Source organism: Micromonospora sp. NPDC051924 (assembly GCF_055586005.1).
Genome location: NZ_JBVJJA010000009.1, coordinates 121,042 through 135,455 on the forward strand (window position 1 = coordinate 121,042; position 14,414 = coordinate 135,455).

Here is a 14,414-nt window from a genome sequence, read left to right on the forward strand (position 1 = left end):
GGCGTCGAGCGCCGGCCAGGACTCGAACCTGGGCCTCCACCGTGGAACGGCGGCGTGCCAGCCAACAGCACTTCCAGCGCACCGCGTGCCATGCACGCGCAGTGCCACATCGTAGCCGTACACCCGGCGGCCGGCGAGAGGTGCTGGCGGCTTCCGATCTTGCCGTGGCCGGGCGTAGCCCACAGTAGATCTATCGGGCCGCAATGGTCTACAGTGACCCCGCACCCAACGTCGGAGGGCAGGAGGAGGACGAGGTGGCCAGGGACTACACCTACGCCGAGGCCGCGGCGAAGCTTCGCGTCGCGGAAACCACCCTCCGGCGCTGGGTGTCCAAGGGCCGCATCCCCTGCCATCGCCTCGGTCGCAAGGTCCGCTTCACCGACGAGGACCTGGCCGCCGCCTACAAGCCGGCACCCGCCACGGCCCGGCGCTGATCGTGGGGGCCACCGGCACGCGATCGCTACATCGCACTCATCGGTTCTCCGCCGGTCAGATGCCGGCACCCGGTGGCCCCCCGCACCACCCCTAGACCGTCCTAGGAGGCCGGCGACTCGACGCCCACGGGAATCGTCCTGCTGATCTAGGGTGACTTGGTGCCTTCGAAACCCGTGACAACCGTCCTGTTCGATTTCGCTTGGACCCTGTTCGCCCGCGACCCTAACCGCTGGGTTGGCAGCGCGGCGGCCTTGATCGGCCGGGAGGTGGCCGCCAGTGAGGCGCAGCGCATCGCCGCGGATTTCGCTGAGTTGTTGCGGACAACGGCTACGGACCCTGCTCACATCGCCAGGGACTTGGACCCACAGGTGTGGGACCGGGCGATTCTGGCGGTGCTGCAGCAAATCCGTGGGGTGGACCTGCCGTTTGCGCGAGCGCTGAACGAAACCCACGCCGAAGCACTCGAGCCGTACGCGGACACGTCATCCACCCTCGCCGCGCTGCGTGCCCGCAACATTCGCCTTGGCGTGGTCAGCAACATCGGCTGGGATATTCGCAAATGCTTTGCCCGGCACGGGCTTGACCGTTACATCGATGCATTCGTTCTTTCCTACGAGGTCGGCTTCGTCAAACCCGATGTACGGATCTGGCGCACCGCACTCGACGTCCTGGTGGCACAGCCAGGTCGGACGCTGATGGTGGGCGACCATCCCAGCGGCGACGGCGGTTCCGTGGCCGCCGGGGTACCGGCCCTGGTACTACCGATGGTGAGTTCGCCTGCCCAGAATCGCGGATTCGATCACGTGCTGACGTTGGCCGGAATTTGAAGCTGGTTCGGTTCTTGTTCGTCAAGGTTGCCCTATGTACTTCGGGAAAGATATCCGATTCGTCCTGTATATCCCCGAAGGCAAGATCGCCAAGAACCGGGTACATCTTGACATCCATGTCGATGCCGACCGCAAGACGGCCGAGGTCGAACGCCTGGTAGGACTCGGCGCACAGCTGATCGAGACGCATAGTGATCGCGGGCCCATCACCAACGTCATGCGCGACCCGGAAGGCAACGAGTTCTGCCTACACTGATGTCCGACCAGCAAGACTGACTTATGAAACACGGCAGAACACCTAGCTCGCCGCCCGCTCTGCGTTCTCTGAGCTGTGCGCCACACATCGGCCACTGACAGAGCGACGAGCTATCGCGTCATGCCTTCCCGCCCCTGAACTACCTCAGCGGGACCGCCTTTTGGGAGTAGACCCGGCGACCGTCACCCACGTCGACCCACGGGCGCATCTTGCGGAACGGTATGCCGTGGTCCTGGTGAGCCCTCCTGAGGTCTGCGACCGGAACCAGAAGCTGCGCTGGCTCCCCACCGGGCGCGACAGCTGCGGGCAGTCTGGTGGCCCAGGCGGGCCGGTTCGTGACGAAGAGGTTCTTCTTGGAGCCCTTGCCGCCCATGGCCACCCCGTAGTTCGTCACCGTGACCGGCGCTCCTCCGCGATTGCTGACGATGATCGCCACTTGGTCGTCGTCGTGAAACTCGGGGGCGTGAGGTGGCCCATAGACCGGCATGATGTACGCCGACGTCACGGAGACGAGGCGGCCTGAACGGCGGTGGACGAGGATCTGCCAGGCCAGTGAGAGCACGCCGGTCAGAGCCCCGACCACGCCAGTCAGGGCCCCAATGATGGCGAGGGTTTCCGTACTCATTGGCTCTCCCGCCGGTCCAACTCCTCGGCCAGCCGCCTCAGCTCCCGCGTTTCGGCTTCGTAGCCCGGCTTGCCCAGGTTCTCGAAAGGGCTGCTCCCGGGTTCGGGCAAGTGGAGTCGGTAGCCGTCGTTGTTCAACTTTCGGCCTTCGCGTCCCTCCCGCATGGAGTTGTAGAACTCCTCGTCTAAGGCCGGGCCCGGAAGGCCTGAGAACATCTCACGCATTTCCTCGATCTCGGCCTCGGTCTTGGGCGGAGTGCCTCGCGCTTCTTCAGCCTGTTGTTTGGCCTCGATGTGCTCACCCAGTCGGAGTTGCCAGCCGATCTGGTGGACATGACTGATGACATCGACCAGCGGCTCTCGATCGGAGACGCCCGTGGGTGCGAGTACACCCCCCGCTCGGTCGATGTCTACGTAGAAGCCCCGCTGCTTCAGCTTGTCGTGCCGCCGAGTCCACCGCTTGATGGTTCCCAGGTAGGCGAGGTTCCTCTCTGGGTCTGCGGGCTCAGCGCCGAACCAGTACCGCTCCTCGGCAAGAAAGCTGTGGACCAGTTCCAGCTTCTCTTGGTGGCTTGCCCACAGGTTCTCCAGTCGGGCGTTCACGAACGGCTCGCCGTCCGGCGCGTAGGCCATCTCCACGCGCCGTTCGTGGATGGCGATAGCCTTCCCAGATTCCTCCATGGCGAGGATGGCCAGCGACCGCGCGAGCCCGACGTTGCCAAGGTCGAGTACGGCGAGTGCGGAGGTCAGGAGCCGATCGGCGTTGGCCAAGAGAGCGTCCTGTAGTTCGACCACCCGGGTCGGTGAGAGGTTCGGTAGCTTCCGTACAGGCATGACCAGCTAATCGCCCTTGCGCTCGGGGTCGGCGATGAACGCTAGGAACTCGATACCGAGCGGAGTCGTCGCCGGCACCCACAGTCCGGTCCCCGTCATCGCCCCGGTGAGCGACTGGTTGATCAGGCCAGCGGTGGTAAGTGCCCCGGCGTACCGGTCGATCAGATCGCGACGGCCGGCAAGCTCAGGCATACCGGCTTCAATGATGGCGGTCTTGGGGCCCATAGAGATGTTCGGCCGAGGGATCCCGTGGCGCTCGAACCAGCCCGGCGGATCGGAGAGCAGCTTAAGCATTCGCACGTGAGTCGGGGTGAACCTGTCGATCATGTCGAAGAAGAGCTGCTGCGTGTCGATGTCCGGCGCGTCGGGCATCACGGAGTTGACGACCGAGTTGCGCAGCACCTCGAGCTTCTCGGCGCGTGAGGTGCGGTCGGCGATCTGCGCGGCGGTGGTCAGCGCATCCATGAACGCGTCCTCGCTGGTGAGCTTCGCGAAGTCACCGACCTGATCTTCGAGCTCGTGCACCTTCGCAGCGAGGTCGTTCAGCCAGCGGGTGCGCCGGTCGGCAAGGCGCCGGCCAGCGAGCTCGTTGAAGGCGACCTGGAGGACACTGCCCGCCACGGGCACGAACGAAATGGCCATCTCGGCGGACTTCGCGAGCCCTTGCCTTCGGTCGCTGTCCTCGGGGTACGGTTCCACGCTGGGCATGATGCCCCACTGCCGCAACCCTGGTCGGTAGGTAGGCGCTCGGTTGCCTGCCCGACCACCGGGATGTACCAGGATGGGATTGTGCTCGCCGAACCGACGATCCTCCTCGTCCACAGTCCGCTACTCACCTCGGCGACGTGGGACGCCCTGCGGCCGTACCTCGAAGCTGCGGGGTTGCGCGTGGCGGTACCGGACCTTCGCCCTTTGGTCGAGGCGCCGTCCTTCCATGCGGCGGTCTGCGCGGCAACGGCTGCCAGCGTCGCCCCTGGTACGCCCACCGTCATCGTCGGCCACAGCCGCGCGGGCGCTTACTTGCCCGGCATCGCCGACGCGGTCGGCAGCGGCCGGCTAGACGTCGTCTTCCTGGACGCCCGCCTGCCGCACCCGGGCACCAGCTGGATTGGGTCACTGCCGCCCGAGCGGGCCGCGTGGCTGCGGGAGATGGCGGTGTCGGGCCGGCTGCCGACGTGGGACACCTGGTTCCCCGCCGGCTCCCTCGACGATGTCCTGCCTGACCCCGATCAGCGGCGCCAGGTGTTGGACGGCCTACCCGAGCTGTCGTGGAAGGTCGTCTCCGAGGTGCTGCCCACGCCGGGCGGGGCGTGGGACTCCGCCAGGCACATCTACCTCCAGCTAAGCGCTGCGTACCGACCAACGGCAGGGCAGGCGGAACAATGTGGATACCGAGTCCGGCGCGTGCGCAGTGATCACCTGGCGATGGTCACGCAGCCCGCGATGGTCACAGATCTACTTCTGTCGGCTTTGCGGGCATAGCCAGCGATAGCTGAATCCAACACCGAGCCGACACGGCGGCGAGCCCCCCGCTGGCTCGCCGCCCGCTGCTGTGCGGGACCCCTACCGAGCGGCCGTCAGCTCATCAACGCCCAGGAAGCCCCCGACGATCTGCCGCACCGGCTCGTGGTGCCGCCGGGTCGCGTGCACGTACACGTTCATGGTCGTGGTCACGCTCGCGTGCCCGGCCATCGTCCTCAGCGCGGCCAAATCGACGCCCTCGGTGGCGAGCAGCGTCAGCAGCGAGTGCCGCAGCCCGTGCATGGTCATCCGGCGCGGCAGGCCCTTCTCCCGGGCCAGGTCGCGGATCTTCACCCACCGGTCCGTGTAGAAGTCCTCGTACCGCCAGTGGTTGCCGCGCGGCGCGACGAACACGAACTCGCGCGGCTTCGCAGCCCGGTCGGCGACCATCCGCATCACCGACGCCGGCAGCGGCACCTCCCGGTAACCCTGCTTCGTCTTCGGCTTGGGCTCGACCACCCACCGCCGGTTCACCTTCCTCAGGACCTGCACGATGGACACCGTGCCCCGGGCGACGCTCACCGCCCGGGGCGGCAGCGCCGACACCTCACCCCAGCGCAGCCCGGTCGACAGCTTGCACAGCAGCAGGTCCGCCGCCTCCGGGTCGACCGCGTACGCCGCCTCGAGGAACAGCCGAGCCTCGTCCGGGCTCTCCAGGATGTCCCGCTCGGCGCGCGGGCCCTCGGGCAGCGCCAGGCCGTCCATCGGGTTCGACGTCCGCACGGCGGGCTCGCCGTCCTCGCCGGGCCGGCACGCCGCCTTGAAAATCGGCACCACGCTCTCGCCCCGAATGTTGGCGATCGTCTTCGCCGACAGCCCGGCGTCGCGCAGGTCCTGCTGCCACTCGCGCATCTCCCGCCGGGTGATCTCGGCGATCGGTCGGTCGCCCACCCGCGGAAAGACGTGCTTCTCCAGGCGCTCCCGGTACTTGCGCACCGTCTCCGGGTGCGGCTTCACCAGCTGGCCCAGCCACTCCTCCGCGTACGCGCGGAAGGTCAGCGGCTGCTCGCCGGGCTCCGGCGCCGGGGCGGCCACGCCGGCGGGAAGGAGCTCGGCGAAGCCGGCCTCGGCCAGCTGCTCCGGCGTCGGCATCCGCTCCCCGGCGGACTCGACCAGCGTCCTGAACCGCTTGGCGTCGGCCAGGTACTCGAACGTGCGGCTGCTCCACGGGTTCTCGCGGCGGCCGCCCTCGCGCCACTTCACCCGCCACCGGCTGCTCTTGCCGTCCTTCGTGGTCCTCTTCTCGACTGATGCCACCGTTCCTCCACGTGAACGCGGCGGCCTCGCCCCGGGTCCTGCGGGCTCTGCCGCCGACGCACCTGTATGCGCAACAGTGGGACCGTAACCGTCTCGCCCGACCGGCACAAGATCGCCCCGGCTGCGGGGCTCGTCCAGGCCCGTGTTCCCACGGTGTTCCCACGGCGGCATCAGCCCAGGAAACGACGAAGGCCGCCAACCTGAGTAATGCCAGGTCAGCGGCCCAAAGCCTGCGTGTTCGATCTTGTGTCCGAGGGGGGACTTGAACCCCCACGCCCTATACGGGCACTAGCACCTCAAGCTAGCGCGTCTGCCATTCCGCCACCCGGACTTGCTCGTCCAGCCTACCCTGTCGGCCGAGGTGATCTTCTCACCGGTTCGGCCGGCTCGGCGGGCCGCACGGGGCATTACTGTACACGGCCCGGATGGATCATGCACATCGCCGCCCGCACCCCACGTTTCCCCAGTTCAGAGCGGTGGGAGGCAGACACTTCGTGACGGGCCGAACCGGATCCGCCGGCCCGGGTAGCGTGCGAGCACCCATTCCGGGCAGCATTGCTCACGTGTCACACCCCTCCCCCCTGACCGCCGCACAACACCAGGCCCTCGCCCTGCGCTCCGCGGGCGATCTGGCCACCGCCCGCCGCCTGCTCACCGACGCGATCGCGGCGGCCCGACCGGCGTACGGGGAGGACCATCCGGACGTGCTGGCCACCGGCCACATGCTGGCCCGGCTGCACCGGGAAGCCGACGACCCGGCCGCCGCCCGGCGGGTGCTGGAGGAGACGTACGCGGCCGGCGAGCGCCGCCGCGGCGAGGCCGACCCGCTGATGCTCGCGCTCAGCTTCGACCTGGCGGGAGTCGCGGAGGAGTTGGGCAACCGGCACGAGGCCCGCCGCAACTACTACCGCGTGGCCACCGCCGGGCCCGCGGTGCTCGGTCCGGATCACCCCGCGGTACGCACGGCCCACCAGTACCTCGGCGGCTCCGCCGCCGCTCCCGCTCCGCAGTCCGGCGCCACCGCCCTCTCCGGCCCGACGGTCTCCATGCCCGTCATGCCCCAGCCGCCGACGGCTCCCCCCGCGCCGGCCGCTCCGACCCCGCCCCGCCCGGCGCCACCGGCTCCGCACGGATCGAACGCCCCACACGCCGGGCCGCCGATGGCCGGCGCGCAGTGGGGCCCCCAGGCTGGACCGGCTCCGGTGCCAGGCCACGGGTCCCCCTGGGCGCCCCCGACCGGCGCGCCGGCGAACCCGCTGCCGCCGGCCGCCGTTCCCGGGCCGCCCGGGCCCGGGGCGACCTTCGCCGCACCTCCCCTTCCCCCGCCCCCGGTCATCCCGGCCCCGCACGCCGTTCCGCCGGCCTCCGGTCCGATGCCGCCCGCTCCCCCGCCCTCGCGGGTCGCGCCGCCGGCCGTTCCGGCGCCGCATCCCGCTGCCGGGCCGTCGCATCCCGTCGCCGGGCCGCCGGCCTCCGCACCGCGCGCCGCCGCGCCGCACGCCGCTGGGCGCCAGCCGATGTCCATGCCGTACCGGAGCGCCCCCGCTGACCCGGCGCAAGCCGCGAGGCCGGCCCCGCCCGTCGCGCCGCCGTTCTCCAATCCGTCCGCGGGCGCCCGCACGCCACACCCGGCGCCACCCGTTCCCGGTCCTCACCCCACGGTCCCGGGCCCGGCTGGACTGGCCCCCGCCCAGCCCGTCTCCGGGCCTGGCGCGCCGGCTCCGCCGCCGGCGGTGGCTCCGCACCCGGGCGCCACGTTCCCGCCGCTGGGGGCCGGAGCACCCGCACCGGCTTCGGCGCCCGCGCCGCCGCCGGCCGCGCCCCGTCCGACCGCTCCGCTGCCGCCGGCACCCGTGATTCCGGTTCCGGCGGCACCGAGCACCAGCGCGCCGGCCGACGCGGCCACGTCGTCTTCCCCGGCGCCGATCTCCGCCCCGCCGGCCGCCCGTACGCTCCCTCCGCCGCCGGTCATCCCGGCACCGCCGGCCCCGAACCCGGCACCGACCCCCGGGCCGCCCTCGGCCGCGCCCGTCTCGGCCGCGCCCGTCTCAGCGCCGCCCGTCTCTGCACCGCCGGCCTCGGTGTCCCCGGCCGCGCCCGGACCGGGACCGATCGCGCCGTCTCCGGCCACGGGCGGCGAGCCCGCCCCAGTGGACGGGCCGGAACTTTCGCCGTCCGGGTCGGGCCGGCAGGCCGATCCGGGCCGATCCGGCTCGTCCGACGAAGTGGTGTCCGCGCCGGCTGCCCCGGCGCCCGGCTGGGACAAGCCGACCATCCAGGTCCAGCAGATCGGCCCGCTGCTTCAGGAGGAGATGGAACGGGTCGCCGCGTCGCCGACCTCGGCCACCCCGGCGGACCTGACTGCGCCGGTCAGTGGTCCACCCGTGAGCGGTCCGCCGGCCGGTGCGGCGCCGGTCAGTGGCCCACCCGCCGGTGCTCCCCCCGCTCGCGGGCCGGAGCACGATGGCCACGCGGGCGAGGCGCCGCGGGTCGGCGGTGCCCCTGGGAACGCCGCGCCGGTGAGCAGGGCACCGGCGGGTGCGGATCCCGTCAGCGCGCCGGTGGCTGCACAACCGGTCAGCGGACCGCCGGTGACTTCCCCTGCGGCGGGCGGCGGGCCGTTCAGCGCGCCCCCGGTGAGCGGGCCGCCACAGAGCGGACCGCCCTACCAGGCGCCGTTCAGCGCGCCCCCGATGAACGCTCCGCCACCGAGCGGACCGCCCTACCAGGCGCCGTTCAGCGCGCCGCCCGTGGCGGGTCCGCCGACGCCGCCGGTCAGCGCGCCGCCGGCGCCCGGGTATCCGGTGAGCGGGCCGCCGTCGGCCGCGCCGGTGAGCGCGTCGCCGGTGCCGCCGTGGGGGTTGACCGCCCCGCCGTGGAGCAGCGTCGGGCCGTCGCAGCCGGTCGCCGACCGGCCGGTCGATCCGCGGCCGGAACCGCCGTCGGACGAGGGCGCCGAGCCGGACCGGGGCCCGGTCGACCCGACCATGCCGAAGGCCGACGAGCCGGCGGACGAGCGTCCCCGGTCGCTGCCGGTCTATGACGAGCTGCTGGAGTTCCCCGAGTCGGCGCAGCCCACGCCGCAGGTGTACCCGGAGCAGGGGGCGTGGCCGGCGGTGCCGGCACCGTTCCACCAGCCGCCCGCGTACCCGGTGGCCGAGGCGGAGCCGGAGCCGCGCGGCCGCAACCGGGCGGTGGTGGCCGTGGCGGTCGGCGCGGCGGTGGTCGCGGTGGCGGCGGCGGTGGGGGTGGGCGCGGTGGTGCTGAACCGCGACGCGGCGCCGCAGCCCGGGCCACCGCCCGCGACGGGCGGGGTGAAGCCGAAGGTGAGCGGCCCGCCGCCGGGTGACCTGAAGCTGCGGGACGACAGCACCACGATCACGGTGACCTGGACGGACCCGAGCAACGGCGGGGTGCCGTTCGTGGTGGCCGGTGGCCGGGCGGGGCAGAAGCTGGGCGTCATGGCCACAGTGGACGCCGGGACGACCACGTACACGGTGAACGGGTTGAGTCCGAAGTTGGACTACTGCTTCACGGTGCTGGCGGTCTACTCGACGGACACCTACGCCACCTCGGGTCAGGTCTGCACCGACCGGGAGCGGGGCACGACCACGAACTGACCAGTCGTCCACCGGCGACACGCTGGGTGTCCACAGCGGTGACGGTACGGGTTACCCGATCCTCGGCCGGCCCCTATGATGGCTCCCGGCTCTGGGGAGGGTCGACCACGCGAGGACGCCTCCCCCACCGACCTGGGGAGGCAGCCCGCTGTGGCAACCATCGAGGACGTCACGAGCACCGGGGCAGACGCGCCCCGTACCCGTTCCCAGCGAATGCGGGGCGGGCTGGTCACCATCGGCACCGTGGCGGCGCTGCTGGCCGCGATGGGGCTGACCGTGCTCGGGCTGGGCGCCGCAGACAACGCGGTGGCCAACTACGACGCCAGTTCCTGGCTGTGGAGCACCACCCGCAGCGAGATGGCCCGGGTCAACGGGGTCACCGCGCGGGTGGACACCCGGATGGAGGTGCCGGGGGCGCGCCGGCACCAGATGCAGGTCGCCCAGACCGACCGGCTGCTGATCCTGCGGGACCTGAACACCGGGCAGGTCAGCTCGCTGGACCTGGCCACGCTGCAGATCACCGCGACCACGCCGACCGCCCCCGGGTTCGGGGTGAGTGTGGCGTTGCACGAGGACTCGGCGTTCGTGGTCGACGCGGTGCAGGGCATCGTGCGGCAGCTCGACCCGCGCGCGTTGACCCCGGTCGGCGAGCCGGTCCACTACCCGCCGGGCATCACCGGCGGCGCGTTCGACGGGGCGGGCCGGTTGTGGATCGCGGTGCCGAGCGAGGGCACGGTGTCGGCGGTGACCGCCGCGGAGCTGCCGAAGACGCCGGGTGAGGCGCCGGCGGCCGGGCTGAGCCCGAAGCAGGTCGAGACGTACGAGGTGGCCGAGCCGAGCCACGAGCTGGTGGTGTCCACCCTGGACGACGGGGTCGCGGTGCTGGACCGCACCTCCGCCTCGCTGGTGACCGTGCAGGGCGGCCAGACGAAGCGGGCCAACCTCACCATGTCGGCCCCGGGCGCTCTCCCGGTGCGCACCAGCGGGCCGCAGGTGCCGGTGACGGTGCCCGACGAGCGGAAGGTGCACGTGGTGCGCGACGGCGCCGACGTGCGGCAGTTCACGGTGCCCGGCGCGGGTGACCGGCTCACCCCGGCGGTGGCATGGGCGGGCCGGTTCTACGTCGCCGACGAGGACACCGGCACCGTCTACTCGTTCGACGGCAACGGGCAGCTGGTGGACACCATCAAGGGGTCCGGCCGGCCGGGTCCGATGGAGCTGGAGGTCCGCGAGAACCACCTGTTCATCAACCCGCCGAACTCGTCCACCGCCCAGGTCGTCGACGACCAGAACCGGGTCCGCGAGGTCAACAAGTACGCCAACGACGTGCTCGGTGGTGACCCGCCGCCGGCGCCGCTGCCGCCGCCCCCGCCGAAGAAGCCGAAGGTGGCCAAGCCGGGGGCGCCGCGCAAGGTGACCGCGGCCGCCGGCAACGCGTCGGCGCGGGTGAGCTGGCAGCCGGCCGCGTCGAACGGCGCGGCGATCATCAGATACGTGGTGGAGGGCGGCGGTCAGCGGCGCGAGGTGGGCGCGAACCAGCGCGCGGTGGAGATCACCGGCCTGACCAACGGCGAGACGTACACGTTCGAGGTGCACGCGGTCAACGCCAAGGGCGACGGGCCGGCCCGCAGGAGCAACCCGGTCGTGCCCACCGCGGAGGTGCCGGACCCGCCGGCCAGCGTGACCGCGGAGGCGCGGCCGGACGGCACGGTGCTGGTGAAGTGGCCGGCCGCCAACGGCCAGGGCAACACCATCGCCAAGTACGCGGTCACCGCCACCTCGGCCGGCGCCACCGCCCCGGCCGGCGAGTCGGCGAAGACCGAGCTGGTGGTCCCGGCCGGCCAGCTGGAGTACGGCACCCAGTACGCCTTCACGGTCATCTCGGTGAGCGACAAGGGCGCCGGTTCGAAGGCGTCGCCGGTGAGCAACACGGTGGTGCCGTTCACCGCACCCGACGCGCCGACGGAGCTGAAGGCGTCCACGGTGGCTGACCAGCCAGGCACCGTGGCGGTGCAGTGGGCGCCGGCGGTGGAGAACGGCCGGCCGGTCACCAAGTACCTGGTGGACGTCGGCGGGAAGACCAGCGAGGTGACCGACACCCGCACCACGGTCGGCGGCCTCGGCAACGGGCAGAACGTCACGGTGAAGGTGAAGGCGGTCAACGAGGCCGGTCCCGGCCCGGAGGCCAGCACCACCGCGCGTACGGTCGCCGCACCGCGGGTCACGGTGACCGGTTCGTCGGCGGACACCACCTCGGTGACCGTGTCGTTCACCGTGGACGCGGGCGGCGGCAACGCCACCTGCTCGGCGGCCACCGGCGGCAAGACGGTCAGCGGCAGCTGCTCCAGCCTGCGGGTGACCGGCCTGACGCCGGGCACGGCGTACACGGTGACGATCACCGCGACCAACGCCGCCGGCAAGGGCACCGCCAGCCGCGCCCAGTCGACCGACCCGCTGTACGGCATCGCCACCTGCAACAACGGCTCCTCCGGGGCGGAGGCGACGTACTGCGACGCCGACGTGTCCGGCCGCAACGGCAACGAGATCTTCTCTATCCCGCAGCAGGTCAACTCGAAGCAGGTCGGCTGGGCGAAGCCCGGCACCCGGCTGCGGGCGTACTGCAAGAAGCAGGGCGAAGAGGTCTACGCCTACATCTACAACAACGACAAGCGCAGCACCTGGTGGGTGCAGGTCGAGTACTCCGGGAGGAACTACATCCCGTGGGCCTGGCTGAACCTGGAGGGCGGCGACAACATCAACCTCCTGCCCACCTGCTGACCCCGCCTGCCAGAGGAGCACCCGCGCACGTGAACACCCCGGAACCGCTCACCCAGCCGGAGGTGCAGGGCTTCGCCGCCCTCGCCGCCCGGCTGGCCGAGAACGTCAACGCGGTCGTGCTGGGCAAACCGCAGGTGGTCCGGCTGGCGCTGACCGCGCTGTTCGCCCAGGGGCACGTCCTGCTCGAAGACGTGCCCGGGGTGGGCAAGACGACCCTCGCTCGGGCCATCGCGGCGACCGTAAAGGGCCAGTGGCGGCGCATCCAGTTCACCCCGGACCTGCTGCCGTCGGACGTCTCCGGGGTGACCATCTTCAACCAGGCCACCCGGGGCTTCGAGTTCCACCCGGGCCCGGTCTTCGCCAACATCGTCATCGCCGACGAGATCAACCGGGCGTCGCCGAAGACCCAGTCGGCGCTGCTGGAGGTGATGGAGGAGCGGACCGTCACCGTGGACGGCGTACGGCACCCGGTGCCGCAGCCGTTCCTGGTGGTCGCCACGCAGAACCCGGTGGAGATGGACGGCACCTACCGGCTGCCGGAGGCCCAGCTCGACCGGTTCCTGGTGAAGCTCTCCGTCGGCTACCCGGATGAGGCGGTCGAGGTGGAGGTGCTGCGCGGCGCCACGGTCCGCTCCCCCGACTCGCTGAGCGCGGTCACCGACACCGCCACCATCGGGGAGATGGTGCGGATGGCCCGCCGGGTGCACATCGCCGAGCCGCTGTACGCGTACGCGGTGCGGCTGGCCGCGGCCACCCGCACCCATCCGCAGGTGCGGGTCGGGGTGAGCCCCCGTGGGGTCATCGCGCTGACCCGGGCGGCCTGCGCGTACGCGCTGATCGACGGGCGGGGCTGGATCATGCCGGAGGACCTGAAAACCCTCACCGAGCCGGTCTTCACGCACCGGCTGCTGCTCACCCCGGACGCGCAGGTGCGCGGGGTGACCGCCGCCGAGGTGCTGCGCCAGGCGGTGGCCACGGTGCCGGTGCCGCTGCCGTCGGGCCAGCCGGCCCCGGTGCACGGCTGACGGCAGCGGCGTGGGGATCACCGCCCGGGGCATCGGGCTGCTCGCCGCCGCCGTCGTGCTGCTCGGCGTCGGCTTCCGGTACGCGTACCCGGAGCTGACCGTGCTCGGCGCCGCGGCCGCCGTGGCGCTCGGCTATGCCCTGGTCACCGCCGCGTGGCGGCCCGGGCTGGCGGTCGAGCGGATGGCCGACCCGGACCGGGTGGCCCGCGGCGAGCCGGCCGCCATGACGCTGACCGTGCGCAACACCGGACGGCTACGGGCGGCGAACCTGGTCGCCGAGGACCGCTGCGGCGCCCGCCTGGTCCCGGTCCCGCTGCTGCGGCTGCGGCCCGGTCGGGACACCGCGGTCCGCTACGACGTGCCGACCCACCGCCGCGGGGTGGTGCCGGTCGGGCCGCTGCGGGTCACCCGCCGCGACCCGCTGGGGCTGGTCGCGCTGGCCCGCTCGTACGGCGAGCGGGTGCCGGTCTGGGTGCATCCCCGCATCCACCCGCTGCGGGCGGTGCCGACCGGGGCGGGCCGCAGCCTGGACGGGCGGACCGACAGCGTGCCGCACGGCTCGATCACCTTCGACTCGTTGCGCGAGTACGTGGTCGGTGACGAGCTGCGCCGGGTGCACTGGCGCACCAGTGCCCGGGTGGGCGAGCTGATGGTGCGGGAGAACGTGGACACCAGCCTGCCCCGGCTCGTGGTGGTGCTGGACAACCGGGCGGCCGCCCACCCGGAGCGGGTGGACGGGGTGGCCGAGTCGTTCGAGTCGGCGTGCGAGGCGGCCGCCTCGGTGGTGGCGGCCGCGGCCCGGGAGGACCTGCCGGCGAGCCTGCTGCTGGTGGCCCCGCCCGAGGAGGACGCCGCCGGCGACGGCGGCGCGGCGCGGCCCGGCGGCGTCCGGCCGGAGACGTCGAACGCGCCGCTGGACCGGCTGGCCGCGGTGGAGCTGACCGAGGGCGGGGAGGACGTGCTGCGTACCGCGATGAGCCGGCTGCGGCAGGACCGGCTCGGCGACACCCTGGTCTTCCTCACCGGGCCGGGCGCCCGGGGCGACCTGGGGCACGTGACCGCGCTGCGCGGCCCGTACCCCTCGGTGGTGGTGGGGGTGTTCGGCGCCGCCGAGCCGACGCCGGTCGGTGCGGCGGGCCTGACGGTGGTGGACGCCGCCGACGGCGCCGAGTTCGCCGCCGAGTGGGACGGGATCCGCCGGTGGTGACGCTGTCACCGGCACCGACCGGCACGGACG

12 protein-coding genes, 2 tRNA genes and 1 pseudogene are annotated in these 14,414 nt (G+C 72.3%); 9 read left to right on the forward strand and 6 right to left on the reverse strand.

All coding sequences use genetic code 11. The features are described from left to right. Positions 1-7: 7 nt before the first annotated feature. Positions 8-80: transfer RNA gene (locus ACZ6S5_RS10020), tRNA-Gly, on the reverse strand. 123 nt (positions 81-203) lie between these two features. Between ACZ6S5_RS10020 and ACZ6S5_RS10025 the strand changes: the two genes are divergently transcribed. The 3 genes from ACZ6S5_RS10025 to ACZ6S5_RS10035 all read left to right on the forward strand — a co-directional run bounded on the left by ACZ6S5_RS10025 (position 204) and on the right by ACZ6S5_RS10035 (position 1,518). Then, positions 204-434, forward strand: a complete 231-nt coding sequence (locus tag ACZ6S5_RS10025; RefSeq protein ID WP_465999630.1) for a helix-turn-helix domain-containing protein — start codon at positions 204-206, stop codon at positions 432-434. Positions 435-608: 174 nt separating this feature from the next. After that, positions 609-1,262, forward strand: a complete 654-nt coding sequence (locus tag ACZ6S5_RS10030) for an HAD family hydrolase (protein ID WP_465999631.1) — start codon at positions 609-611, stop codon at positions 1,260-1,262. 34 nt (positions 1,263-1,296) lie between these two features. Further along, the gene (locus ACZ6S5_RS10035) at positions 1,297-1,518 is read left to right on the forward strand and encodes a VOC family protein (RefSeq protein ID WP_465999632.1); all 222 of its coding nucleotides are present in this window, start codon (positions 1,297-1,299) and stop codon (positions 1,516-1,518) included. Between the two features lie 139 nt (positions 1,519-1,657). Here ACZ6S5_RS10035 and ACZ6S5_RS10040 read toward each other — a convergent pair whose 3' ends face one another. The 3 genes from ACZ6S5_RS10040 to ACZ6S5_RS10050 are packed head-to-tail and all read right to left on the reverse strand — an operon-like array spanning position 1,658 to position 3,675. Then, a complete protein-coding gene (locus ACZ6S5_RS10040; RefSeq protein WP_465999633.1) occupies positions 1,658-2,143 on the reverse strand; it encodes a hypothetical protein in 486 nt (161 codons plus the stop codon). Then, a complete protein-coding gene (locus ACZ6S5_RS10045; RefSeq protein ID WP_465999634.1) occupies positions 2,140-2,976 on the reverse strand; it encodes an AbiV family abortive infection protein in 837 nt (278 codons plus the stop codon). The genes ACZ6S5_RS10040 and ACZ6S5_RS10045 overlap by 4 nt, the downstream gene beginning before the upstream one ends. 6 nt (positions 2,977-2,982) lie before the next feature. Further along, a complete protein-coding gene (locus ACZ6S5_RS10050) occupies positions 2,983-3,675 on the reverse strand; it encodes a hypothetical protein (protein WP_465999635.1) in 693 nt (230 codons plus the stop codon). Between the two features lie 90 nt (positions 3,676-3,765). Between ACZ6S5_RS10050 and ACZ6S5_RS10055 the strand changes: the two genes are divergently transcribed. Then, entirely contained in the window at positions 3,766-4,458 is a 693-nt protein-coding gene (locus tag ACZ6S5_RS10055) for an alpha/beta fold hydrolase (protein WP_465999636.1), read from the forward strand. 81 nt (positions 4,459-4,539) lie between these two features. Here ACZ6S5_RS10055 and ACZ6S5_RS10060 read toward each other — a convergent pair whose 3' ends face one another. Together ACZ6S5_RS10060 and ACZ6S5_RS10065 are read right to left on the reverse strand one after the other, a co-directional pair. Beyond that, positions 4,540-5,754: a tyrosine-type recombinase/integrase gene (locus ACZ6S5_RS10060; RefSeq protein WP_465999637.1), complete on the reverse strand. Its 1,215-nt coding sequence runs from the start codon at positions 5,752-5,754 to the stop codon at positions 4,540-4,542. Positions 5,755-6,001: 247 nt separating this feature from the next. Continuing rightward, a tRNA-Leu gene (locus ACZ6S5_RS10065) sits at positions 6,002-6,085 on the reverse strand. Positions 6,086-6,179: 94 nt separating this feature from the next. Between ACZ6S5_RS10065 and ACZ6S5_RS10070 the strand changes: the two are divergent. The 5 genes and pseudogenes from ACZ6S5_RS10070 to ACZ6S5_RS10090 all read left to right on the forward strand — a co-directional run. Further along, positions 6,180-6,491: pseudogene (locus ACZ6S5_RS10070) on the forward strand (hypothetical protein); the annotation flags it as partial. A 1,956-nt stretch (positions 6,492-8,447) separates the two neighbouring features. After that, positions 8,448-9,374, forward strand: coding sequence for a fibronectin type III domain-containing protein (locus ACZ6S5_RS10075; protein ID WP_465999679.1), 927 nt, complete (start codon positions 8,448-8,450; stop codon positions 9,372-9,374). Between the two features lie 150 nt (positions 9,375-9,524). After that, complete coding sequence (locus ACZ6S5_RS10080; protein WP_465999638.1) at positions 9,525-12,152, forward strand: fibronectin type III domain-containing protein; 2,628 nt, start codon at positions 9,525-9,527, stop codon at positions 12,150-12,152. Between the two features lie 29 nt (positions 12,153-12,181). After that, positions 12,182-13,177 carry an AAA family ATPase gene (locus ACZ6S5_RS10085; RefSeq protein WP_465999639.1) on the forward strand — a complete coding sequence of 332 codons (996 nt, stop codon included), beginning with the start codon at positions 12,182-12,184 and terminating at the stop codon, positions 13,175-13,177. Between the two features lie 10 nt (positions 13,178-13,187). Beyond that, complete coding sequence (locus tag ACZ6S5_RS10090; RefSeq protein WP_465999640.1) at positions 13,188-14,384, forward strand: DUF58 domain-containing protein; 1,197 nt, start codon at positions 13,188-13,190, stop codon at positions 14,382-14,384. Positions 14,385-14,414: the final 30 nt, after the last annotated feature.